This is a genomic window from Enemella evansiae, assembly GCF_004362375.1.
Classification (GTDB): Bacteria; Actinomycetota; Actinomycetes; order Propionibacteriales; family Propionibacteriaceae; genus Enemella; species Enemella evansiae.
The window spans coordinates 1,089,668-1,112,431 of sequence record NZ_SNXA01000008.1 but is presented as its reverse complement, the minus strand read 5'-3'; the positions used below and the strand labels follow the sequence as shown (position 1 = coordinate 1,112,431).

Sequence of the window (22,764 nt, the reverse complement as noted above, 5' to 3'; positions counted from 1 at the left end):
CGATGAGCGTGTCCGGATCGTCTGAGGACCGTGTCCCGCCGGTGGCGGGGCATAGGACCGGGGCCTGATCCGAAAGACCACCACAGGTGGTGTGACCCCACACAGCCGAGCGGGTTCAAAGGGAACGACGCGGCTGGCCGGGAAAGGAAACCAGTGACAGAAACCACCGAGATGCCGACCACCGGGACCGAGCAGGCCCCCACGGGACGGCGTCGCAAGGGTTCGGGCCTGGACGCGATGGTGCTGCCCGAGCTGAAGCAGCTCGCCTCCTCGCTCGGTCTGAAGGGCACCGGCGCGATGCGCAAGGGCCAACTCATCGAAGCCATCAAGGCCGCCCAGGGCGGCCAGGGCGGTCAGAACCGGCAGTCGGACGGCGGCGGTGCGCCGAAGCGCGATCAGCAGCCGCGCGCCGAGCGCACCGAGCAGCCCCGGGAGGAGCGCGCGCCCGAGCAGCCGCAGCGCACCGAGCGCACCGAGCAGCCGCGTGGCGAGCAGCAGGAACTGCCGGCGGAGGACACTCGGCGGGATCTGGCGCGCCGGCTGGAGGCCGAGCGGCGCAACGCCGAGAACCGCCAGGGCGAGCAGCCAGACCAGGGCGGCCGCGAGGACCAGCCCCGGCGCGAGCAGGGCGAGGACCGCGACCAGCGCCGCAACCGCGACCAGAACCGCGACGGCAATCGGGACCGCGACACCAACCGCGAGGGTGGGCGCGACCGCGACGGCAACCGCGAGAACAGCAACCGCGAGAACCGCGAGAACAACCGGGACCGGAACGACAACCGGGACCGGAACGACAACCGGGACCGGAACGACAACCGGGATCGCAACGACAACCGGGACCGCAACGACAACCGGGACCGCGACAACGACGACGAGGGCGGTTCCCGCCGCAGCCGTCGGCGCCGCAACCGGGACCGGAACAACCGCCGCAACCGCGGATCGGGCATGGACCGGATGGACGCCGAGCCGCAGATCAGCCCCGACGATGTGCTGATCAACGTCTCCGGCATCCTCGACGTGCTCGACTCCTACGCCTTCGTGCGCACCACCGGTTACCTGCCGGGTCCCGAGGACGCGTACGTCTCGCTCTCCATGGTCCGCAAATACGGGCTGCGCAAGGGTGACGTCGTCGCCGGTGCGTTGCGCCAGCCGCGCGAGGGGGAGCGCAAGGAGAAGTTCAACCCGCTGGTGCGGATCGATTCCATCAACGGCGCCGATCCCGAGCAGGCCAAGCAGCGGCCGGACTTCAACAAGCTGACCCCGCTCTATCCGCAGGAGCGCCTGCGGCTGGAGACCACGCCGACCAACATGACCGGCCGGATCATCGACATGGTCTCGCCGATCGGCAAGGGCCAGCGTGGTCTGGTCGTCTCGCCGCCGAAGGCCGGCAAGACGATGATCATGCAGAACATCGCCAACGCGATCACGCTGAACAACCCCGAGGTGCACCTGATGGTGGTCCTCGTGGACGAGCGGCCCGAGGAGGTCACCGACTTCGAGAGGACCGTCTCCGGTGAGGTCATCGCCTCCACCTTCGACCGGCCCGCCAGCGACCACACCACGGTCGCCGAGCTGGCGATCGAGCGGGCCAAGCGGCTCGTCGAGCTCGGTCATGACGTGGTCGTGCTGCTGGACGGCATCACCCGGCTCGGCCGGGCGTACAACATCGCCGCCCCGGCATCGGGCCGGATCCTCTCCGGTGGCGTCGACTCGGCCGCGCTCTATCCGCCGAAGAAGTTCTTCGGTGCCGCGCGCAACATCGAGAACGGCGGTTCGCTGACGATCCTGGCCACCGCGCTGATCGAGACCGGCTCGAAGATGGACGAGGTGATCTTCGAGGAGTTCAAGGGCACCGGCAACATGGAGCTCCGGCTGCGCCGCGAGTTCGCCGACAAGCGGATCTTCCCGGCGATCGACACGGTCGGCTCCAGCACCCGCCGTGAGGAGCTGCTGCTCAGCCGCGAGGAGCTGGCGATCATCTGGAAGCTGCGCCGGGTGCTGTCCAGCCAGGACGGCCAGCAGTCGCTGGAGATGCTGCTCAACCGGATGAAGAAGACCCGCTCGAACGCGGAGTTCCTGATGGCGATCTCCAAGACCACCCCGGGGCGCGACGACTGACGCTGCTCGCGTCTGGATTCATCTCGAGACAGCAGTTCATCTCGACACGCGCCCCCGGCACCGCTTCGCGGCGCCGGGGGCGCTACTCGATGGACGTCAGGGCTGGTGCGGGTTGGCGCGCATCTCGCGGACCTGACCGGCCAGGGTGTGGAAGATCGGGGCCAGGTCGTCGGGTTCGTCGTCGGTCCAGCGGCGACCGACCAGCTCCAGCGGGAAGAAGGTGGCCTGCATCGGCTGCGGGTCGATGTCGACCAGGGCCAGGTCGGTACCGAGGTCGTCGTGCAGCACCACCCAACGCAGCCGCAGTTCGTCGGCGAGCAGCCGGCCCATCGCCGCACCGCAGACCGTGATCAGCGGGTTCGGATCCGGACGCTCGGCGTCCGGCATCGCGAACCACTCGCTGCGATATTCCTCGAAGAAGGCGGCCAACCGGTCGACATCGGTGTCGATGCCCTGCTCGGCCGCGGTCGCGAGCAACTGATCCAGCCAATCCCGTTGGCCGTCATCGAGTTCGCTGATCTGCTGGTTGGACGTCCCCGGTTCCACCATGTGGTCATCCTCGCACGAGCGCCAGCCGCAGGCGTACGCCGACGCCGAAGTCCGGGCGGGTCAGCGGGCGGTCGCTCAGCTCCGCCTCGACCTGGTCGAGCAGATCCTCCAGGCAGGCGTCGTGCAGCGGCACGATGCCGTGGCGCAGCAGCAGGTTCGGACGGACCAGGTTGATCGTGTGCGTCCAGCGAACCCGGCCGTCGGGCTCCTCGGTCAGTTCCAGGCGGTGATCGCCGGTCAGATCCTTCGTGAACCGGAATCCCATCCGATCCGGGGTCACCTCGACGACCCGGTACCGGATCGGGCCGTGGCCGCCGTCGGCGCCGGGAACCGGGCCCTGGTCGCCGAACCAGATCCGCGGCCAGCGATCCTTCGGCCAGACCCGATCACCGGGCGTGGCCAGGGTGGCCAACAGGGCGCGGGAGCGGGCCAGGTCTCCCGGCACGGTGCGCTGATGGACGTTGCTGATCCCGGTGTCGGTCCGGGTGGTGTGACGCGTGCCCATGATGGCCTCCATACGGTTGCGTATGGAATGACCATACGGCGGCGTACGGTAACCTGACAACGTGACCTCGCGCACTCGTCTCTCCCGCACCGACTGGATCGCCGGTGCACTCGCGCTCTGCGCCGAGGAGGGGTTCAACCGGGTCGCGGTGGAGCCGCTCGCCGCCCGGCTCGGCACCACCAAGGGCAGCTTCTACTGGCACTTCGGCTCCCGCGACGAGTTGCTGCAGGCGATGCTCGAGGCCTGGGAGCGGGAGCACACGGCCGGGGTGATCACCGACGTCGAGGCCCGCGAACCCGCCGACCGGCTGCGGAAGCTGGTGCGCAACGCCTTCGGACTCAGTTCGGCCGATGCGGACGGGCGCACCGAACGAGCCGTCCTGGCCGCCGCCGATCATCGGCTGGTCGCCCCGGTGGTGGAGCGGGTCCGGCGGGCGCGGGTGGGTTATCTGGAGGAACTGTTCGCCGCGACCGGGTTGCCGGCGGCTCGGGCCCGGGCGCGGGCGCGGGTGGCGTACGCCACCTATCTGGGCAGCCTGCAGCTCGGCTATCCCGAGCCGGGTGCGGTCACCGCCGAGGAGCTGATCGATGAGGTCGTCGCCGTGCTCGGGGCGCCCTGAGGGTGACGATCCCGATGCTGATCACCGTCACCAGGCAGCCGAGCAACTGCACCGGGCCGACCCGCTCACCGAGCACCAGCACCCCGAGGAGCACCGCCAGCACCGGCTGGGCGAGCATCAGCGACCCGGCGACGGCCGGTTCCAGGCGCCGCGCGGCACGGCCGATCAGCAACCACGGTGCGGTCTGGCCGAGCAGCGCCAGCGCGACCATCAGTCCCCAACCGGCCGGTTCCAGGCGGAAGCTCGCCCCACTGAGCACCGCGTACGCCCCGGCGGTCCCGGCGGCGCCCGCGGTCGCCCAGGCCACCGGCGTCACGGTGTGCGGTGCGTACGCACCGGCCCGCCGCAGTGCGTACATGTAGACGCCGTAGGTGATCCCGGAGAACAACCCGAGCAGCACCCCGCGCACGCTCACCGAACCTGAGCCGCCGCCCAGGCCGACCAGTCCGACGCCGGCCAGCATCAGCGGCAGCGCCACCCAGAAGCGGTGTCGCACCGGCTCCTTGTCCAGCAGCAGCGCCAGCAGGGGCAGCACCACCACCTGGACGTTGATCAGCACCGTGGTCACCCCGGCGCCGGAATCGTGCACGGCCTGCGCCCAGGCGACGTAGTCCGCGCCCAGGAAGACCCCGCCGATGATCGCGATCCAGCGCGCCCGGCGGTCGAACGCCCCGCGGCGGCGTACCTCCAGCCAGGCCAGCGGTACCAGCGGGATGAGCGCCAGCGCGCAGCGCAGGGTGGCCACGGTGGCCGCCGGGATGCCGGGTGCCAGGCCGACCAGGATCGGCGAGACCGAGAGGCAGAGCACGCCGAGCAGGACCGCCAGGGTCGGGGCGGTCGTGCTCCCGGTCCGGGTCTGCTCGCTCGTCGTGGTCACCGGTCCAGTCTGAGCCGAACCAACCCATAGCACCAGTTCGTATTGCTGACCTAGAGTGCTAAGCGTGAGTGAAGAATTGCTGGCCGCCCGGGAAAGGCTCACCTGGGACCGGTTACGGGTGCTGGACGCGCTCGCCGAGCACGGATCGGTGGCGGCCGCCGCCGCGGCGCTGCACGTCACCGCACCCGCGGTCTCCCAGCAGCTCCGCAAACTGGAACGCGAGTGCCGGACCCGGCTGGTCGAGCCCGACGGCCGCGGCATCCGGCTCACCGCCGCCGGCCGGATGCTCGCCGGGCACGCGCGCACGGCCGCGGAGGCGGTGCAGGCGGCGGTCCGCGCGCTCGCCGAGCTGGACGGTGAGGCGATCGGGCCGGTACGCCTCGGCGCGGTCGGCAGCGTCATCCGCGGGATCGTCCCCGAGGCGCTGACCCGGCTCGCCGAGCGGCACCCCGGGCTGCAACCCCAGCTCTTCGACGGCGAGGGCGTGCACATGATCCCGAAGCTGCGCACCGGCGAACTGGACCTGCTGGTGATCGAGTCCTGGAGTTCGCGGCCGCTGAACCTGCCGGCCCGGATCGGCGGGGAAGTGATCAGCGACGAGGAGGTCTTCGTCGCGCTCCCCGAAGCCCACCCGCTGGCCGGCCGCGACGAGGTCCCGCTCGCCGAGCTGGCCGAGGACCCGTGGACCGCCTGCCCGGCCGGTACCGACGCCTACGAGGCGCTGGTGCAGGCCGTCCGGGACGCCGGCGCGGAGCCGGGCGTACGCCATCAGCTCACCGACTACACCAGTCAGCTCGCCCTGGTGGCCGCCGGGCACGCGGTCTCCCTGGTACCCGAGCTGGCCCGCCGGACCGCCCCGGTGGGGATCGCCTTCCGGCCCTGCCGGACCCGGGTCACCCGGCGGCTGGTGGTCGCCCACGTCACCGACCGGGCCACCCCGGCGATCCGCGCCTGCATCGAGGCCTGCCGCGAGAGCGTGACTCAGGCGGCCTGACCCTCCTCGACCCGGTCGGAGGTATCGGCACCGGAGCCGAGCAGCGCCTTGTAGAGCACGCCGGCGAGCGCGGCGCCGACGATCGGCGCGACCCAGAACAGCCAGAGCTGACCCGGCGCACCCGCGCCGTTGAAGAACGCGACCGCGGTGGAGCGGGCCGGGTTCACCGAGGTGTTGGTGACCGGGATCGAGATCAGGTGGATCAGCGTCAGCGCCAGACCGATGGCGATCGGCCCGAAGCCCTTCGGGGCCCGCGCGTCGGTCGCGCCGAGGATCACGAACAGGAAGAACATCGTCAGCACGATCTCGATCACCAGCGCGGCGACCAGGCTGTAGCCGTCGGGGGAGTTCGCGCCGTACCCGTTGGCAGCCATGTTGCCGGTGGCGCTGAAGCCGGGCTTGCCGGAGGCGATCAGCAGCAGCACCGCACCCGCCACCAGACCGGCGATCACCTGGGTGACGATGTAGGGCAGCACGTCCTTCCACGGGGTACGCCCAGCGATCGCGGTACCGATGCTGACCGCGGGGTTGAAGTGACCGCCGGAGACGTGACCGACGGCGTACGCCATGGTGAGCACGGTGAGGCCGAACGCCAGCGCGACGCCGACGTAACCGATGCCGACCTGGAAGGGCTGACCGTCACCGGTCTTGCCCATCGCCACGGCGGCGAAGATCGCCGAGCCGCAGCCGCCGAAGACGAGCCAGAACGTGCCGAGGAATTCGGCTGCCAGGCGTTTGCCGAGAGTTGGGTTCTTCATGGAGACCTCCGAGGTCGGGAGTGAGGGGAAAGTCCGTCGGGGTGGTCGTCGTTGACCCGTGGAGCGCTGCACAGCCTACGGCCTGTGGCCGGGAACATTTGGACCTGCGTCGGCGTTGGGGCACAATAGCGAGTCGGTCCGGTTCACCCCACATCTCCGATCGGGGACCCGGACACACAAGACCAAGGAGAGAACATGAAGAGTGGGATCCATCCCAACTACGGTGAGACCCGGGTGACCTGCACCTGTGGCAACACCTTCGTCACCAACAGCACCGCCGAGGGCGGCGTGATCCGCGCCGAGGTGTGCTCCAACTGCCACCCGTTCTACACCGGCAAGCAGAAGATCCTCGACACCGGCGGCCGCGTCGCCCGGTTCGAGAAGCGCTACGCCAAGGCCGGTGCGAACAAGAAGAAGTAACTTCTTCATCGCGGGCGCCGGGGTCGGACAGTGGTCCGGACCCGGCGCCTCGTCGTTGGTCAGCAGGTCGGAGCAGGAACGGAGATCGGGTGTTCGAGTCGGCGGAGCCGTTGCGGGCCGAGTACGCCGAGTTGGAGCGTGCCCTGGCCGACCCCGAGGTGCACGCCGACCCGGTGCGCGCCCGGCGTACCGGCCGCCGTTACGCCGAGCTGATGCCGGTGGTGAAGGCCCTCGACGAACACGCCCGGATCACCGACGACCTGGCCGCCGCCCAGGAGCTCGCCGCCGAGGACCCCGGTTTCGCCGCGGAGGCCGACACCCTCGGCGTACGCCTGAGCGAGGTGACCGAACGGCTCACCCGGTTGCTCGCCCCCCGCGACCCCAACGACTCCGCCGATGCGCTGCTGGAGATCAAGTCCGGTGAGGGCGGGGAGGAATCGGCGCTGTTCGCCGGCGACCTGCTGCGGATGTACACCCGCTATGCCGAGACCCGCGGTTGGAACCTCGAGGTGCTCGACTCCCAGGAGACCGACCTGGGCGGGTTCAAATCGGTCACCGTCGCGGTGAAGGCCCGCGGTGACGCCGACCCGGACAACCTGCCCTACGGGGTGTTGAAGTTCGAGGGCGGGGTGCACCGGGTGCAGCGGGTCCCGGTGACCGAGACCCAGGGCCGCATCCACACCTCCGCGGCCGGTGTCCTGGTGATGCCCGAGGTCGAGGAGACCGACGTCGAGATCGACGAGAAGGACCTGCGCATCGACGTCTTCCGCTCTTCCGGCAAGGGCGGCCAGGGTGTCAACACCACCGACTCCGCGGTCCGGATCACCCACCTGCCCACCGGCACCGTCGTCTCCTGCCAGAACGAACGCTCCCAGCTGCAGAACAAGCAGCAGGCGATGCGGGTGCTGCGCGCCCGGCTCGCCGCCGTCGCCGAGGAACAGGCCGCCGCCGAGGCGTCCACCGCCCGCGCCTCGCAGGTGCGTACCGTCGACCGCTCGGAGCGGATCCGCACCTACAACTTCCCCGAGAACCGGATCGCCGACCACCGGATCGGCTACAAGGCCTACAACCTCGACCAGGTGCTCGCCGGCGACCTGTCCGGGGTCGTCGCAGCCCTGCAGGAAGCGGATCTTTCCGCCCGGTTGCAGGCCGCCGGGCAGAACCCCTGAGCCGATACCCTCGCTGCCATGACCGCTGACTTCGAGGACGTGTTGTCCCGGCTCAACGACACCGTCGATCAGGCCGCCACCTCGCCCGAGCTGGGTGAGCTGCCCGAGGTCGAGGGCGAGGCCGCCGCCTACGACGACCGGATCAGCGTCAAGGTACGCGCCGGCAAGGTGACCGACCTGGAGATCCAGCCCCTCGCCATGCGGCTCAGCAACGCCGACCTGGCCGAACACGTGACCACCGCGGTGAACGCGGCGCTCGCCGACTACGCGGAGAAGATCACCGCCGCGCTGACCGAGACCGAGACCACCGACTTCGGGTCGCTGATGACCTCCACCCGGCAGCTGCAGAACGACAGCCTGCGCGCGATGAAGGCCTACACCGAATCCCTGTTCGACGCCCTGAACCAGGTGAAGCGCAATGGCTGACCAGCTCAACTACAACACCGCGCAGCTGCGTGCCGGCGGCAAGGGCGTCAGCGACGCCGGCGCCGACCTGGAGCAGAAGTTCCAGAACCTGCTCAACGAGTGCAGCGACATGTCGGTCTTCGGCCCGGGCAATGACACCGTCGGCCCGATCGCCCAGATGATCTACCAGGCCGTGCTGGAACGGGTCACCGAGACCGTGCAGAGCTCGGCCGGGTCCTACAAGGACTTCGGCGAGAAGATGAACCTGGCCGCCGACATCTACGATCAGGGCGAGCAGGACAACAGCCAGATCGCCAACTCCACCTCGAGTGGTGGCGGGACGAGGGCCGTCTGATGGCGGTGATGCTCCCGGGTGAGGTCTCGCATCTGCTGAACCTGCTCGGCTTCGAATGGCCCGAGGTCAACGAGGACAAGATGTTCGACTGGGGTGGGCGCTGGGTCTCGTTCTGCAACGAGGTGCAGGGCCCGCGCGGCGGCGCCGACGAGGGCGCCCGGACCGCGCTGCTGGAGAACCGCGACGCCGGCATGGAGGCGTTCAAGAAGCAGTTCTACGAGAGCCAGGACAACGTGATGCAGGTCGTCACCGATCTCGGCTCCGCGGCCGGGATCATCGGCGGCTGCCTGTTCGTGATCGGCGCCCTGGTGATCGCGCTGAAGATCGTCGTGGTGGTGCAGCTGGTCGCCCTGGCCATCCAGATCGCCTCCGCCATCGCCGCCGCCGTACCGACCGCCGGCGCCTCCCTGGCCTGGATCCCGGTCGCCAAGATCATCGCCGGCCGGGCCATCCAGTTCGCGATCAACTTCACCATCGAGAAGTTGCTCGCTTGAGATGAAGCTCGGGAAGGCGGGGATGGGCTTCATCGGCCCCCGATCGTGGCTCAACGAGCCCGTACCGGATGAAGTCGATCCACAGGACGTGAGGGTGATCGACCGGTTGGCCAGCGCCGAGCCGATTCGTCGCCTGCTGGGTCGACACGTCGATTACTACGGCGAGATCCTTCCGACGGTCGTCCTTGCCGAGGTGGCCGATTGGGTGGGTGAGCAGGTTTCGGAGGGGCATCCCGGCCGAGCCAGGCCGGTACTCGACGCGTTGGAGCAGGAACTGCGGGACCATCCCGCCGAATCGGACAACCTGATCTCGGTCGGGTTCGTGGAGAGCCTCGGCGGCGAAACGTACGCGGCAGAGGTGCGGCGGATCGCTCCGCCACTGTTGGCCGCGCTCTGCGACGAACTGCTGTGAGGATCCCGGAGCTGATCCGGGCGGCGGCCGGTCGGCTGCCCGGGCCGTCGGCCGACGCCGAGGCGCGGACCCTGCTGGCGCACGTGCTCGGCGTACCCACGACGCGGCTGGTGCTCGCCGACGATCCGACCCCCGACCAGCAGGCACTGTTCGACGAGTTGATTCACGAGCGGGCGGCCGGTACGCCGCTGCAGCACCTCACCGGCGAGGCGCATTTCCGGACGGTACGCCTGGCGGTCGGCCCGGGCGTGTTCGTACCCCGCCCGGAGACCGAGGTGATGACCGGCTGGGCGCTCGACCGGCTCGCCGAACTGCGCGCCGCCGGCGCCGAGCGGCCGCGGGTCGTCGAACCCTGCACCGGGTCCGGGGCGATCTCCCTGGCCCTGCACGCCGAGGCGCCGGAGACCGAGCTGCACGCGGTCGAACTCTCCGAGGAGGCGTACGCCTGGGCGGCGCGCAACCTCACCGGCACCGGGGTCGACCTGCGCCAGGGTGACATGGCCGACGCCTTCGGCGATCTGGACGGCACCGTCGACCTGGTGATCTGCAACCCGCCCTACATCCCGCTCACCGCCTGGGAGGGCGTACCGGCCGAGGTCCGTGACCACGATCCCGAACTCGCCCTCTTCTCCGGCACCGACGGGCTGGACGCGATCCGGGTGCTCACCGACGTCGCCGCCCGACTGTTGCGGCCCGGCGGGCTGGTCTGCGCCGAGCACGCCGAGGTGCAGCAGCGCAGCGCCGCGGAGGTGTTCCTCGCCCATGGCGGGTTCGATCAGGTCCGCGATCACCGCGACCTGACCGACCGGCCGCGCTTCGTCACCGCGCGTCGCCGGTGAGTGGCGGGGCCGCCGAGGTGGCAGGATTGACGCCGTGACCGAGGAGGAACCCGAGAACGAGCCCATCGGCGCCGCCGCGCCCGATGACGCACCGAGCTACCAGCGCTTCGACTGCCGCGAGCCCGACCAGCGCGCCGCCGGCATCGACGCGGCCCGGCGAGCCGTGGAGGCGGGGGAGTGCGTGGTGCTGCCGACCGACACCGTCTATGGCATCGGCGCCAACTCCTTCTCCGCCAGCGCGGTGCAGCGGCTGTTGGACGCCAAGGGCCGGGGCCGCGACATGCCGCCACCGGTGCTGATCGCCGAGCCGTCGGTGATGATGGCGCTCGGCCGGGACATCCCCGAGCCGGCCAAGCGGCTCGCCGAGCAGCACTGGCCGGGTCCGTTGACGATCATCCTGCAGGCCCAGCCGTCGCTGCAGATGGACCTGGGGGAGACCCGTGGCACCATCGCGGTCCGGGTACCCGACCACGAGCTGGCCCGGGAGCTGCTCCGGGCCACCGGCCCGCTGGCGGTCTCCAGTGCCAACCGCACCGGCCGGCCCGCCGCCACCGATGCCGAGGTCGCCGCCGACCAGCTCGGCGACCGGGTCGCGGTCTACCTCGACGACGGGCCGACCCGCGGTGCCGAGTCGTCCACCATCGTCGACTTCACCCGCTCCGACTACGGGGCGGTGGTCCGCCACGGCGCGCTGAGCATCGACGAGCTGCGGCGTACCGTGCCCTATCTCGACGACCGGGCACCGGCACCGGCCTCCGCCGGTCCCGAGGTCGAGCCCGAGCCCGCCCCCGGGCCGATCGCCGAGAACGAGAACGAGAGCAACGGGGCCGGCTGAGCGATGCGCGAATATCTCCTGGTGCTGCTGGTGACGGCGGCGACGACCTACCTGCTCAGCGGGTTGGCGCGTCGCGTCGCGCTGCGCACCGGGGCGGTCGCCAAGGTCCGGGACCGCGATGTGCACGCGATCCCGATCCCGTATTTCGGCGGGGTCGCGATGCTGCTCGGCGTGGGTGCGGCCTACGTGCTGTCCACCCATCTGCCGTTCCTCGGCCGCAATGTCTTGATCCAGCACGATTTCCGGGCGATCCTGCTGGCCGCGGTGGTGATCTCGATCGTCGGTGTCCTCGACGACCTGTTCGAGCTGAATGCGATCGCCAAGCTCGCCGGGCAGGTGCTCGCCGCCGGCCTGGTCGTCGCCCAGGGCGTGAAGATGCTCTGGATCCCGCTGCCGAACACGATCATCTCGCTGGGCGATTCGGAATCCATCGCGATCACGGTGTTCTTCATCGTGCTCTGCACCAATGCGGTCAACTACGTCGACGGGCTCGACGGGCTGGCCGCCGGAGTCGTCGCGATCGGGGCGATGGCCTTCTTCACCTACTCCTATCAGCTGGTCTACACCCAGGCACTGCCGCGGGCGCAGACCGCCAGCCTGTTGAGCATCGCGATCGCCGGCATCTGCATCGGCTTCCTGCCGCACAATTACTTCCCGGCGCGGATGTTCATGGGTGACTCCGGGGCGATGCTGCTCGGGTTGATGCTGGCCACCACCACGATCTCGCTGACCGGCCAGATCGACTCCGCCAAGCTGCAGGCCGAGGGGTCGGGGTTGATGGCGGCCTACCTGCCGCTGATCCTGCCGCTGGCGATCCTGGCGCTGCCGTTCCTGGATTTCCTGCTGGCCTTCATCAGGCGGACGTACGCCGGCAGGTGGTTCTGGGTGGCGGACAAGCAACACCTGCACCACCGGTTGCTGGAGCGCGGGCACTCACACCGGCGCGCGGTGCTGCTGATGTATGTCTGGACCGCGCTGATCTCCTTCGGCGTGATCGCGATCGGCATCACCCCGCGCTGGGAGATCGTCGCCATCGTCGTCGGGCTGATCGGTGTGGTGACTTATTTCACGCTCGGCGCCCCCGGCGGCACCCCCGGTTCCTCGGTGGCGACCCGGCAGGCCGAACGCGAGGCCGAGGCCCGCGTCCAGGAGACCCCGCCCGTCTGAGGCACCCCGCCGCGCCTGACCACCTGGTAGAACCCCGACCTCCGGGGTCGGGACGGTGGAGGAGTGTGCCGTGTCGCAGCACCCCGACCGTTTGTGCTAAGTTTCACAAGCAATCCTCCGGCGGGCCCCGCCGGGGTGGAATGACCTCGAGATGTGCGGGACGATGACGACTGTGACCGGTGCCGTGCCCCCTGGGCCAGCCTCCTCCGTGGGTGCCTCCCACGGCGGTGGTGTCATCGCGATCCAGCGTGCCCGTACCCTGCTCTTCGCCGGTCTGCTCGGCGCCCACGCCGCCGCCCTGCTCGCGATCGGCGTCTCGGCCGTCGCGATGGGGAAGCGGGGCCTGTTCGCCGCCCTCTTCGGCGCCGCACTGGTGATCGTCTTCCAGGTGATCGGGCAGGCCGTCCAGGTCCGCTTCGCCGCCGCCGACACCCGTACCGTGCTGGCCGCCACGCTGGCCTCCTTCGGCTTCCGCGTCGGGTTGATGCTCTTCGTGCTGTACGCCTGGTTCAACCTGGCCAGCGACCCGGCCAGCCTGGCCCGGGTGCCGCTGGTGGTCAGCGCCGCGCTGACCGTCACCGGGTGGCTGGCGGCCGAGGCGTACGCCCTGCACCGGCTCCGCGTGCCCTACTTCGATGAGCCGACCCAGGCGCCCGACTCATCAGACCCCAGTGGGGGTGAGGCGAAGTGACCATCGGCGTACGGACTGATAATGTTCCGCTGCGGAACCAGCAGGAGGGATCGGTGACCTTGGCCACCGCACGCGACGATCGCGAGCCGCAGGCGCGCTCCTCGGCCGATCGGGCCGCCGATGCCCGGGGTCAGAACGAGGCCATGCGGGTGCTGTCCTACCTGATCGCCGGACTGCTCTGCTACGGCGGGCTCGGGTGGTTGTTGGACCGCTGGTTGCAGACAAGCTTCTTGATGCCGATCGGTCTGGTGCTCGGCGCCGGACTGGGTGTCTACATCGTGATTCGCCGGATGTCGCACGAGCAGTCCGAGACTGCGACGGACGGAAAGTCCACTACCACTGGGAAGGAACGCCGGTGAACCCGTCCACGCCGCTGCTCCCGCTCGAAGGCGGCGGGGGCTACAAGCCGCCGAGCCTCGAGGACTTCAGATTCAACGGTCTGCCCGGCTGGTGGGACTCCGCCCCGGCGTGGCTGAACAAGCCCTTCGTGATGGCCGTGATCGCTGCGGTGCTGGTGATCGTGGTCTGGCTGCTCGCCTCCCGCAAGCTCACCGTGCTGCCCAGCAAGCGCCAGTTCTTCTGGGAGTACATCTACGACTTCATCCGCAACGGGGTCGCCCGCGATGCGCTGGGTCACGATTTCCGGCGCTACCTGCCCTACCTGCTCGGGCTGTTCTCCTTCATCTGGGTGAACAACGTCTTCGGGGTCTTCCCGCTGTTCATGTTCCCGACCTTCTCCAATGTCGGGTACGCCTGGGGTCTGGCCATCCTCAGCTGGATCATCTACAACGCCGCCGGCATCGCCCGGCACGGCGGGAAGTACTTCAAGAACAGCCTCTTCCCGGCCGGCGTCCCGGCCCCGCTCTACATCCTGATCACCCCGATCGAGCTGCTGTCGAACTTCATCGTCCGCCCGGTCACCCTCGGTCTGCGACTCTTCGGCAACATGTTCGCCGGCCACCTGGTGGTGCTGGTGTTCGTCGTCGGCGGCACCTACCTGCTGACCGAGTCCCAGGGCCTGTTCTACAAGTTCGCCGGCGGGGTGTCGCTGGTGTTCAGCTTCGCGATCTTCGCCCTCGAGCTGCTGGTCGCGACCCTGCAGGCCTACATCTTCACCGTGCTGACCGCTCAGTACGTCGCCTCCTCGCTCGCCGAGGAACACTGACCGCCCACCTGACCACCACAAAGACCGTCCAATAAAACGGAAATCCGAAAGGAAACCCACATGACCCCCATGGAAATCGCCGGCTCGGTGAACATGATCGGCGCCGGCCTGGCGGCCATCGGCTCCGGTATCGGCGTAGGCCTGATCTTCGCCTCCGTCATCCAGGGCACCGCCCGTCAGCCCGAGGCCCGTGGCGCCATGATGGGCACCGCCTGGATCGGCATGGCCATCGTCGAGGCCCTGTTCATCCTGGCGCTCGCCTTCGCCTTCGTCATCAACTGATCCCACCGAGGCTGTCGAAAGGACGACGATGATGGTGCCGATGGCAATCAACCTCGGCCCGCTCGCGCCGGCCCACCTCTCCGAGGTGATCATGGGTATCATTCTCATGATCCTCATCTACCTGGTGCTGCGGGCGAAGGTGGTGCCCGCCTTCGAGAAGATGTACGCCGAGCGTGCAACGGCCATCCAGGGCGGGATGGAGAAGGCCGAGAAGGCGCAGGAGGAGGCCGAGGCCGCGCTGCGCCAGTACCAGGAGCAGCTCGCCGAGGCGCGCCAGGAGGCCGCCCGGATCCGGGAGGACGCCAAGAACGAGGGCGCCCGGATCAAGGCCGAGATGCGTGAACAGGCCGAGTCCGAGTCCGCTCGGATCGTGGCCAACGCCACCGCCCAGATCGAGGCGGAGCGTACCCAGGTGGTGAACCAGCTGCGTACCGAGGTGGGCGGCCTGGCCACCACCCTGGCCGGTCGGATCGTCGGGGAGTCCCTCGATGACGATGAGCGGGCCCGGCGCACGATCGACCGCTTCATCGCCGACCTCGAGTCGCAGCCGAACCGGGATTCCGCGGGCCAGGGGACGGGGTCGCTGTGAGCGCCCCCGTGAGCTCTGCCGAGGAGGCCCGGCTGGGTTCCCTGGATCGCGTCCTGGACGCCCAGGAGCCCAACTCGACGCTGGCCGGTGAGCTGTTCGCGGTGGTCGATGCGGTGGAGGCGCAGCCCGGTCTGCGTCGCGGCCTCACCGACCCCGGACTGTCGGTCGACCAGCGCAAGGGGCTGGCCCGGCAGCTGCTCACGGGCAAGGTCTCCGACCAGGCGGTGCGTCTGGTCGAGGAGACCGCGGCCCTGCGCTGGGGCGGCGGGCGATCCTTCGCCGCGGCGCTCGAGCGACTGGGCGTACGCGCCGAACTGCGGGCGGCCCAGGCCGCCGGGCAGCTCGACGACACCGAGGACGAGCTGTTCCGCTTCGCCCGCACCGTGTCCGGTGACCCGGGACTGGTGGAGACGCTCGGCAATCGCAGCGTGCCGGCGGCGCGGCGCGAGACGCTGGTCACCCGGCTGCTGGACGGCCGCGTCAACGAGGCCACCCTGGTGCTGGCCCGGCGTGCGGTCGGTTCCCGCAGCGGCAACTACGGCAACACGATCGAGGACTACCTGGGCCAGGCGGCGGCGCTGCGCAACCGCGGCATCGCCACCGTGCACGTGGCCCAGCCGCTGAGCAGCGAGCAGCACGAACGGCTGCGCGCGGCGCTCAGCCGGCAGGTGGGCCGCGAGGTCGATCTGCAGGTCATCGTGGACCCCCAGGTCCTCGGCGGCGTGCGGGTCCAGCTCGGTGACGAGGTCATCGAGGGCACCGTGGCCGGCAAGCTCGATCAGGCGCGGCGCAGGCTCGGCTGAGCCGGCGTACGCCCCCAACAACAACTAGACCAACGCAACTGGGAAACGAGAGCAGGGACGCAACGATGGCGGAACTCACAATTCGTCCGGAGGAGATCCGGAACGCGCTGGACTCCTTCGTCCAGGACTACACGCCGGAGACCTCCTCGCGCGAAGAGGTCGGCACCGTGGTCACCTCCGGTGACGGCATCGCCCGGGTCGAGGGCCTGCCGTCCTGCATGGCCAACGAGCTGCTGGAGTTCGAGAACGGCGTGATGGGTATCGCGCTGAACCTCGACGTCCGCGAGATCGGCGTCGTGGTGCTCGGCAACTCCGAGGGCATCGAGGAGGGCTCCAAGGTCAAGGGCACCGGCGAGGTGCTCTCGGTGCCCGTCGGCGACGGCTTCCTCGGCCGCGTCGTGGATGCGATCGGCAACCCGATCGACGGTCTCGGCGAGATCACCCCGATCGACGGCCGCCGGCAGCTGGAGCTGCAGGCCGCCGGCGTGATGGATCGCCAGGAGGTCCGCCAGCCGCTGCAGACCGGTATCAAGGCGATCGACGCGATGATCCCGATCGGCCGCGGCCAGCGGCAGCTGATCATCGGTGACCGCAAGACCGGCAAGACCGCGATCGCGCTGGACACCATCATCAACCAGAAGGCGAACTGGGAGTCCGGTGACCCGACCAAGCAGGTGCGCTGCATCTACGTCGCGGTCGGCCAGAAGGGCTCCACCGTCGCCGAGGTGAAGGGTGTCCTCGAAGAGGCCGGTGCGATGGACTACACCACCATCGTGCACGCCCCGGCGTCCGCGCCGGCCGGCTTCAAGTACCTCGCGCCCTACTCGGGTTCCTCGATCGGCCAGCACTGGATGTACCAGGGCAAGCACGTGCTGATCGTCTTCGACGACCTGACCAAGCAGGCCGAGGCGTACCGGGCGATGTCGCTGCTGCTGCGCCGCCCGCCGGGCCGTGAGGCGTACCCCGGTGACGTGTTCTACCTCCACTCCCGTCTGCTGGAGCGTTGCGCCAAACTCTCCGACGAGCTGGGCGCCGGCTCGATGACCGGTCTGCCGATCATCGAGACCAAGGCCAACGACGTGTCGGCGTTCATCCCGACCAACGTCATCTCGATCACCGACGGCCAGATCTTCCTGCAGTCCGACCTGTTCAACGCCAACCAGCGGCCCGCCGTGGACGTGGGCATCTCGGTGTCCCGCGTCGGTGGCGCCGCCCAGGTGAAGGCGATGAAGACCGTGGCCGGCACCCTGAAGATCAACCTGGCGCAGTACCGCGACATGCAGGCGTTCGCGATGTTCGCCTCCGACCTGGACGCCGCCTCCCGGCGCCAGCTCGATCGCGGTGCCCGGCTCACCGAGCTGCTGCGTCAGGGCCAGTACCACCCGTACCCGGTGGCCGACCAGGTCGTCAGCGTGTGGGCCGGTACCAACGGCTACTTCGACGACGTGCCGGTGGACGACGTGCTGCGCTTCGAGCAGGAGCTGCTCGATCACCTGCGGCACAACACCAACATCCTGACCACCCTCGGTGAGACCAACAAGTTCGACGACGACACCGCGAACGCGCTCGGCACCGAGATCGACAAGTTCAAGCAGGGCTTCCAGACCTCGGACGGCAAGATGCTGAAGGCCGGTCGCGAGGAGCACGAGGCGCTGGAGTCGGATGAGGTCGATCAGGAGCAGATCGTCAAGCAGAAGCGGGGCTGATACCAGATGCCAGCCAGTCTTCGTGAGCTGCGGTCGCGGAGGAACTCGGTCTCCACGACCAAGAAGATCACCCGCGCGATGGAGCTCATCGCGGCGTCCCGGATCGTCAAGGCCCAGCAGCGGGCCAATGCGGCGGCCCCGTACGCCCGCGAGCTGACCCGGGCGGTGTCGGCGGTGGCCACGTTCTCGAACGTGGACCATCCGCTGACCACCGAGAAGGAGAACCCCTCCCGGGCCGCGGTGCTGCTGATCACCTCCGACCGCGGTCTCGCGGGGGCGTACAGCTCCTCGGTGATCAAGCAGGGCGAGCAGCTGACCGAGCTGCTGCACGGTGAGGGCAAGGAGGTCGTGCCCTACCTCTGCGGACGCAAGGGCATCGGCTTCTACCAGTTCCGCAACCGCTACGTGGAGCAGACCTGGGACGGGTTCTCCGATTCCCCGACCTATGCCAATGCCCGGGAGATCGCCGACGCGCTGATCGGGAAGTTCCTGACCCCGACCAGCGAGGGCGGGGTGGATGAGATCCACATCGTCTTCACGCGGTTCGTCTCGATGATCACCCAGCAGCCGACCGTGATCCGGTTGCTGCCGCTGGAGGTCGTCGAGGCCGCGGAGCCGGTGGAGGATGAGGACACCTTCCCGCTCTACGACTTCGAACCGGACGCCGAGACGGTGCTGGACGAGCTGCTGCCGCTCTATGTGGCCAGCCGGATCCAGTTCTGCCTGTTGCAGGCCGCGGCCTCCGAGCTGGCGAGCAAGCAGCGTGCGATGAAGTCGGCGACCGACAACGCCGAGCAACTGATCGAACGTCTGACCCGTGAGGCGAACCAGGCCCGCCAGGCGCAGATCACCCAGGAAATCAGTGAGATCGTGGGTGGCGTGAACGCGCTGGCCGACGCGACAGCAGAGAGTGAGTGAGAGATGACCGCCACCGTCAACGATGCCAACAGCACCGAGGGCAAGGACATCCAGATCGGTCGGATCGCGCGAGTGATCGGCCCGGTCGTCGATGTCGAGTTCCCGCCGGACCAGATGCCCGACATCATGAACGCGCTGCACGTCGATGTGGAGACCGACGGCGAGAAGCGCACCATGGTGCTCGAGGTCGAGCTGCACGTGGGCGACAACATCGTCCGCGCCATCTCGCTGAAGCCGACCGACGGCCTGCGCCGCGGCCAGGAGGTGCGCGACTCCGGCGCCCCGATCACCGTGCCCGTCGGTGATGTCACCAAGGGCCACGTCTGGAACGCCACCGGCGATGTGCTGAATGCCGACCCGGCCACCCTGCAGATCGACGAGCGCTGGCCGATCCACCGCGAGCCGCCGAAGTTCGACGCGCTCGAGTCGAAGACCGAGATGTTGAACACCGGCATCAAGGTGCTCGACCTGCTGACCCCGTACGTGCAGGGCGGCAAGATCGGCCTGTTCGGCGGCGCCGGCGTGGGCAAGACCGTGCTCATCCAGGAGATGATCTACCGCATCGCGCACAACTTCGGTGGCACCTCGGTGTTCGCCGGTGTGGGGGAGCGGACCCGTGAGGGCAACGACCTGATCAACGAGATGGAAGAGGCCGGGGTGTTCAAGGACACCGCCCTGGTCTTCGGCCAGATGGACGAGCCGCCGGGCACCCGGCTGCGGGTGGCGCTGTCCGCGCTGACCATGGCGGAGTACTTCCGCGATGTGCAGAACCAGGACGTGCTGCTGTTCATCGACAACATCTTCCGGTTCACCCAGGCCGGTTCGGAGGTGTCCACCCTGCTGGGCCGGATGCCGTCCGCGGTGGGTTACCAGCCCAACCTGGCCGACGAGATGGGCCAGCTGCAGGAGCGGATCACCTCGGTCCGGGGTCACTCGATCACCTCGATGCAGGCCATCTACGTGCCCGCCGACGACTACACCGACCCGGCCCCGGCGACCACCTTCGCCCACCTGGACGCGACCACCGAGCTCTCCCGAGAGATCGCCTCGCGTGGTCTCTACCCGGCGGTGGACCCGCTGACCTCGTCCTCGCGGATCCTGGACCCGCAGTACATCGGTCAGACCCACTACGACACCGCGGTGCAGGTCAAGCAGATCCTGCAGCGCAACAAGGAACTCCAGGACATCATCGCGATCCTGGGTGTCGACGAGCTCTCCGAAGAGGACAAGATCGTCGTCAACCGGGCCCGCCGGATCCAGCAGTTCCTGTCGCAGAACACCTACATGGCCGAGAAGTTCACCAACGTGCCCGGTTCCACCGTGCCGCTGGAGGACACCATCGAGGGCTTCCAGATGATCTGCAACGGCGACGTGGACCACATCGCCGAGCAGGCCTTCTTCAACGTCGGTGGCATGGACATGGTGATGGAGAACTGGGACAAGATGCAGAAGGAGGGCTGATCCGGATGGCCGACACCCTGCAGGTCAAGGTCGTCGCCGCGGACCGCGAGGTCTGGTCCGGTGAGGCCGACCAGGTGATCGCCCGGACCAGCGAGGGCGACACCGGCATCCTGCCCAACCACTCGCCGATGCTGGGCGTGCTGGTGCCCAGCGCGGTGGTGATCTTCGCCACCCACGGGGAGCGGGAGATCGTGGCCGTCGACGGCGGCTTCATCTCGGTCGACCACAACCGGGTCTCGATCCTCAGCGAGTACGCCAAGCTGGGCGAGGAGATCTCCCTCGACCAGGCCGAGAAGGAACTCGCCGACGCCAATCGCAAGATGGACGAGGGTGACGACTCCGAGGAGACCCGCCGCCACTACCTGCGCGCGGCCGGCCAGCTGAAGGCCGCCCAGAAGCGACAGGGCAGCAACACCCTCGGCTGAGCATCGAACCAGCCGGCCGACAGGGCCGCCGTACCCACCCGGGTGCGGCGGCCCTGTCGCGTGTGTGGGGTCGGACCGGATCGATCGGTGGCTGGCCGGATCGTTCGGCGACCGGTGAGACGGTTGCTTGTCGCCCTCATTTTTGTCTTTGGCCAATGGGGTGGCTAATGTGCCGCTATGGGGTGGGAGATCATTGCCGAGCTGGTGATTGGTGCCCTCCTGCTCGCCTGCCTGATCCCGCTCGTCTGGCTCTTCCTCCGCCGCCGCTGGCTCTCCCGCCAGGGCGGCATTTTTGATTGTGCGTTGAAATCCCCGCAGGGTGGCAGCCGCTGGGCGCTGGGAGTGGCCCGGTACCAGGGCGAGGACCTGGAGTGGTTCCGGGCGCTCTCGCTCTCGCTCCGCCCCAAGGTGCGCTTCCGGCGTACCAGCACCACCGTGGACACCCAGCGCCACGCCCAGCCCGGTGAGATCGAGGTGCTCTACGGTACGCCGCGGGTCGTGCGCCTGGAGTCCACCGTGCTCGTCGGCGGCCAGCACAGCTGGGAGCTGGCGATGGCCCCGGAATCGACCACCGGCCTGCTCTCCTGGCTGGAGGCCGCACCGCCCGGGATCGGCCGCTTCCAGCAGTGACGCCGAGCGCGCCCTACTTGCCGTTTTCCCTTTCGGGGAAGAGTTCCCGGCCGAGCGCCCAGTAGAGGGCGACCATCACCCCGGCCATCGCCGGGCCGCCCCACCAGTCCTGCCGGCCGGAGGCCTGGACCAGGGCGCAGAGCAGGCCGAAGAGCAGGGTGAGCCCGACGCCGACCCGGAAATAGGTCACCGGTCGCCGCCGGGGACCCAGAGCACCTCGTCGTCGGTGCCGTTGACCGCACGGCTGGCGATGAACAGCAGATCCGAGAGCCGGTTCAGATAGGTGACCGCGATCGGGTTGACCCCGCCGGGGCGGTCGTCGTCGGCGGGCACCTCGTCGGTGCCGTACGCCTCCAGCGCCAGCCACGCGGAGCGTTCCGCGCGCCGGCAGATGGTCCGGGCCAGATGCAGCTGGGCGCCGGCGGGGTTGCCACCGGGGAGGATGAACGAGCGCAGCTTGGGCAGTGGGTCGCCGAACTCGTCGCACCAGCCCTCGAGCCGGTCCACCGAGGCCTGCTCGATCCGCAGCGGCGGATATTTCGGATCGGCGCGCAACGGGTTGGACAGATCGGCGCCGAGATCGAACAGCTCGTTCTGCACCACCGCGAGCGCCCGGGCGATCGGCTCGGCGATGCCGCCGGTGGCCAGGGCCACCCCGATCACCGAGTTGGTCTCATCGACATCGCCGTACGCCTGCACGCGCAGGTCGGTCTTGCGGGCCACCGACATGTCGGAGAGCCGCGTTTCGCCCCCATCGCCGGTACGGGTGTAGATCCGATTCAGCACCACCATGCTGCGACTCTAGCGCGGCGGACGCGCTGGCGGCGTACCCCGCTGGCTATGCTGCCCGGGTGAGTCTTCCCCTGCGTGTCCTGGCCGCCTCGGCCGTCGTTCTGCTGCCGCTCGGTCTGGTCGGCTGTGCGCCGTCGACGCCCGGTGGCTCGGGCGGTTCGTCGACCGGTGCCGGGGCGAGTGCTGCCGCCTCGGCGGGGCCGGGTGGCTGCGTCTACCAGCCGGCGGGGGAGCCGGCCAAGCCCGTCGATCCGCCGTCGACCACCGATGTGCAGACCACCGGTGAGGCGGTGTGGACGCTGACCACCAATCAGGGTCCGATCACGATCACCATGGACCGCTCGCGGACGCCCTGCACGGTGCACTCCTTCGAGTCGCTGGCCAAGCAGAAGTACTTCGACAACACCCAGTGCCACCGGCTGGTCGATTCCGGCATCTTCGTGCTGCAGTGCGGTGACCCGACCGGTACCGGCCGCGGCGGTCCCGGTTATCAGTTCCCCGACGAGGTCTCCAGCAGCGACCGCTACCCGGCCGGCACCGTCGCGATGGCGAACGCCGGTCCGGACACCAACGGTTCCCAGTTCTTCCTGGTGTACGCGGATTCCCAGCTGCCGCCCGACTACACCGTCTTCGGCCGGATGGATCAGGAGTCGCTCGGTGTGGTCGCCCGGATCGCCGCCGAGGGCCAGGACGGCTCCAGCCAGGACGGTTCCGGCAAGCCCAACAACGAGGCGCGGATCATCTCGGTCGCCGAGAAGAGCTAGCGCAGGCGGGGAGGTAACGTGG

At 69.2% G+C, this 22,764-nt stretch carries 30 protein-coding genes; 24 read left to right on the top strand and 6 right to left on the bottom strand.

Going from position 1 to position 22,764, the window contains the following annotated elements:
- Positions 1-153 precede the first annotated feature (153 nt).
- Positions 154-2,118 carry a transcription termination factor Rho gene (gene rho / locus C8D81_RS05920; RefSeq protein ID WP_407644065.1) on the top strand — a complete coding sequence of 655 codons (1,965 nt, stop codon included), beginning with the start codon at positions 154-156 and terminating at the stop codon, positions 2,116-2,118.
- 96 nt (positions 2,119-2,214) lie between these two features.
- Here rho and C8D81_RS05915 read toward each other — a convergent pair whose 3' ends face one another.
- Together C8D81_RS05915 and C8D81_RS05910 are read right to left on the bottom strand one after the other, a co-directional pair.
- Positions 2,215-2,667 carry a DUF3806 domain-containing protein gene (locus C8D81_RS05915; protein ID WP_094428553.1) on the bottom strand — a complete coding sequence of 151 codons (453 nt, stop codon included), beginning with the start codon at positions 2,665-2,667 and terminating at the stop codon, positions 2,215-2,217.
- A gap of 4 nt (positions 2,668-2,671) precedes the next feature.
- Positions 2,672-3,172: a hypothetical protein gene (locus tag C8D81_RS05910; RefSeq protein WP_094460049.1), complete on the bottom strand. Its 501-nt coding sequence runs from the start codon at positions 3,170-3,172 to the stop codon at positions 2,672-2,674.
- Positions 3,173-3,233: 61 nt separating this feature from the next.
- On the opposite strand from C8D81_RS05910, the gene C8D81_RS05905 reads away from it, so the two are divergent.
- Positions 3,234-3,791, top strand: coding sequence for a TetR/AcrR family transcriptional regulator (locus C8D81_RS05905; protein WP_094400909.1), 558 nt, complete (start codon positions 3,234-3,236; stop codon positions 3,789-3,791).
- Here C8D81_RS05905 and C8D81_RS05900 read toward each other — a convergent pair.
- Positions 3,739-4,668 carry a DMT family transporter gene (locus C8D81_RS05900; protein ID WP_166646690.1) on the bottom strand — a complete coding sequence of 310 codons (930 nt, stop codon included), beginning with the start codon at positions 4,666-4,668 and terminating at the stop codon, positions 3,739-3,741. The two genes, C8D81_RS05905 and C8D81_RS05900, sit on opposite strands and share 53 nt — an antisense overlap.
- 64 nt (positions 4,669-4,732) lie before the next feature.
- On the opposite strand from C8D81_RS05900, the gene C8D81_RS05895 reads away from it, so the two are divergent.
- The gene (locus C8D81_RS05895; RefSeq protein WP_208109125.1) at positions 4,733-5,662 is read left to right on the top strand and encodes a LysR family transcriptional regulator; all 930 of its coding nucleotides are present in this window, start codon (positions 4,733-4,735) and stop codon (positions 5,660-5,662) included.
- On the opposite strand, the gene aqpZ is transcribed toward C8D81_RS05895, so the two are convergent.
- Entirely contained in the window at positions 5,650-6,420 is a 771-nt protein-coding gene (aqpZ, locus tag C8D81_RS05890; RefSeq protein WP_133625697.1) for an aquaporin Z, read from the bottom strand. The genes C8D81_RS05895 and aqpZ overlap by 13 nt on opposite strands.
- A gap of 195 nt (positions 6,421-6,615) precedes the next feature.
- On the opposite strand from aqpZ, the gene rpmE reads away from it, so the two are divergent.
- From rpmE to C8D81_RS05790, 20 genes are all read left to right on the top strand, one after another.
- Positions 6,616-6,840, top strand: coding sequence for a 50S ribosomal protein L31 (rpmE, locus tag C8D81_RS05885; protein ID WP_094355393.1), 225 nt, complete (start codon positions 6,616-6,618; stop codon positions 6,838-6,840).
- 89 nt (positions 6,841-6,929) lie between these two features.
- Complete coding sequence (gene prfA / locus C8D81_RS05880) at positions 6,930-8,009, top strand: peptide chain release factor 1 (protein WP_133625696.1); 1,080 nt, start codon at positions 6,930-6,932, stop codon at positions 8,007-8,009.
- Between the two features lie 18 nt (positions 8,010-8,027).
- On the top strand, positions 8,028-8,435 hold the full coding sequence (locus C8D81_RS05875; RefSeq protein WP_094355391.1) for a hypothetical protein: 408 nt from the start codon (positions 8,028-8,030) through the stop codon (positions 8,433-8,435).
- Entirely contained in the window at positions 8,428-8,769 is a 342-nt protein-coding gene (locus C8D81_RS05870; protein WP_094355390.1) for a hypothetical protein, read from the top strand. The genes C8D81_RS05875 and C8D81_RS05870 overlap by 8 nt, the downstream gene beginning before the upstream one ends.
- The gene (locus C8D81_RS05865) at positions 8,769-9,263 is read left to right on the top strand and encodes a WXG100-like domain-containing protein (protein ID WP_094355389.1); all 495 of its coding nucleotides are present in this window, start codon (positions 8,769-8,771) and stop codon (positions 9,261-9,263) included. Before C8D81_RS05870 ends, C8D81_RS05865 begins: the two co-directional genes overlap by 1 nt.
- Position 9,264: 1 nt before the next feature.
- The gene (locus C8D81_RS05860; RefSeq protein ID WP_094431840.1) at positions 9,265-9,675 is read left to right on the top strand and encodes a DUF7674 family protein; all 411 of its coding nucleotides are present in this window, start codon (positions 9,265-9,267) and stop codon (positions 9,673-9,675) included.
- A complete protein-coding gene (gene prmC, locus C8D81_RS05855) occupies positions 9,672-10,514 on the top strand; it encodes a peptide chain release factor N(5)-glutamine methyltransferase (RefSeq protein WP_208109124.1) in 843 nt (280 codons plus the stop codon). Before C8D81_RS05860 ends, prmC begins: the two co-directional genes overlap by 4 nt.
- A 34-nt stretch (positions 10,515-10,548) precedes the next feature.
- Complete coding sequence (locus C8D81_RS05850; RefSeq protein WP_229119614.1) at positions 10,549-11,349, top strand: L-threonylcarbamoyladenylate synthase; 801 nt, start codon at positions 10,549-10,551, stop codon at positions 11,347-11,349.
- Positions 11,350-11,352: 3 nt separating this feature from the next.
- Positions 11,353-12,516, top strand: coding sequence for a glycosyltransferase family 4 protein (locus C8D81_RS05845; RefSeq protein WP_094355386.1), 1,164 nt, complete (start codon positions 11,353-11,355; stop codon positions 12,514-12,516).
- A gap of 208 nt (positions 12,517-12,724) precedes the next feature.
- On the top strand, positions 12,725-13,207 hold the full coding sequence (locus tag C8D81_RS05840; protein ID WP_094355385.1) for a hypothetical protein: 483 nt from the start codon (positions 12,725-12,727) through the stop codon (positions 13,205-13,207).
- A 53-nt stretch (positions 13,208-13,260) separates the two neighbouring features.
- The gene (locus C8D81_RS05835; RefSeq protein WP_229117773.1) at positions 13,261-13,566 is read left to right on the top strand and encodes an AtpZ/AtpI family protein; all 306 of its coding nucleotides are present in this window, start codon (positions 13,261-13,263) and stop codon (positions 13,564-13,566) included.
- Complete coding sequence (gene atpB, locus C8D81_RS05830) at positions 13,563-14,372, top strand: F0F1 ATP synthase subunit A (RefSeq protein ID WP_094405217.1); 810 nt, start codon at positions 13,563-13,565, stop codon at positions 14,370-14,372. Before C8D81_RS05835 ends, atpB begins: the two co-directional genes overlap by 4 nt.
- Positions 14,373-14,432: 60 nt before the next feature.
- Entirely contained in the window at positions 14,433-14,654 is a 222-nt protein-coding gene (locus C8D81_RS05825) for an ATP synthase F0 subunit C (protein WP_094355383.1), read from the top strand.
- A 31-nt stretch (positions 14,655-14,685) separates the two neighbouring features.
- The gene (locus tag C8D81_RS05820; RefSeq protein ID WP_094428638.1) at positions 14,686-15,243 is read left to right on the top strand and encodes a F0F1 ATP synthase subunit B; all 558 of its coding nucleotides are present in this window, start codon (positions 14,686-14,688) and stop codon (positions 15,241-15,243) included.
- 8 nt (positions 15,244-15,251) lie between these two features.
- Positions 15,252-16,046 (top strand): F0F1 ATP synthase subunit delta, encoded by a 795-nt coding sequence (locus C8D81_RS05815; protein ID WP_166646689.1) that lies wholly within the window; start codon positions 15,252-15,254, stop codon positions 16,044-16,046.
- Between the two features lie 65 nt (positions 16,047-16,111).
- Complete coding sequence (atpA, locus tag C8D81_RS05810; protein ID WP_094355381.1) at positions 16,112-17,752, top strand: F0F1 ATP synthase subunit alpha; 1,641 nt, start codon at positions 16,112-16,114, stop codon at positions 17,750-17,752.
- 6 nt (positions 17,753-17,758) lie between these two features.
- Positions 17,759-18,670: a F0F1 ATP synthase subunit gamma gene (locus tag C8D81_RS05805; protein ID WP_094355380.1), complete on the top strand. Its 912-nt coding sequence runs from the start codon at positions 17,759-17,761 to the stop codon at positions 18,668-18,670.
- A gap of 3 nt (positions 18,671-18,673) precedes the next feature.
- Complete coding sequence (gene atpD / locus C8D81_RS05800; RefSeq protein WP_094355379.1) at positions 18,674-20,131, top strand: F0F1 ATP synthase subunit beta; 1,458 nt, start codon at positions 18,674-18,676, stop codon at positions 20,129-20,131.
- 5 nt (positions 20,132-20,136) lie between these two features.
- Positions 20,137-20,556 (top strand): F0F1 ATP synthase subunit epsilon, encoded by a 420-nt coding sequence (locus C8D81_RS05795; protein ID WP_094355378.1) that lies wholly within the window; start codon positions 20,137-20,139, stop codon positions 20,554-20,556.
- A gap of 177 nt (positions 20,557-20,733) precedes the next feature.
- The gene (locus C8D81_RS05790) at positions 20,734-21,186 is read left to right on the top strand and encodes a DUF2550 domain-containing protein (protein ID WP_094428531.1); all 453 of its coding nucleotides are present in this window, start codon (positions 20,734-20,736) and stop codon (positions 21,184-21,186) included.
- Between the two features lie 13 nt (positions 21,187-21,199).
- On the opposite strand, the gene C8D81_RS20850 is transcribed toward C8D81_RS05790, so the two are convergent.
- Together C8D81_RS20850 and C8D81_RS05785 are read right to left on the bottom strand one after the other, a co-directional pair.
- Entirely contained in the window at positions 21,200-21,376 is a 177-nt protein-coding gene (locus tag C8D81_RS20850; protein WP_166646688.1) for a hypothetical protein, read from the bottom strand.
- Positions 21,373-21,978 (bottom strand): cob(I)yrinic acid a,c-diamide adenosyltransferase, encoded by a 606-nt coding sequence (locus C8D81_RS05785; RefSeq protein WP_094428529.1) that lies wholly within the window; start codon positions 21,976-21,978, stop codon positions 21,373-21,375. The genes C8D81_RS20850 and C8D81_RS05785 overlap by 4 nt, the downstream gene beginning before the upstream one ends.
- A gap of 59 nt (positions 21,979-22,037) precedes the next feature.
- On the opposite strand from C8D81_RS05785, the gene C8D81_RS05780 reads away from it, so the two are divergent.
- Complete coding sequence (locus C8D81_RS05780) at positions 22,038-22,742, top strand: peptidylprolyl isomerase (protein WP_229119613.1); 705 nt, start codon at positions 22,038-22,040, stop codon at positions 22,740-22,742.
- The last annotated feature ends 22 nt before the right edge of the window (positions 22,743-22,764 follow it).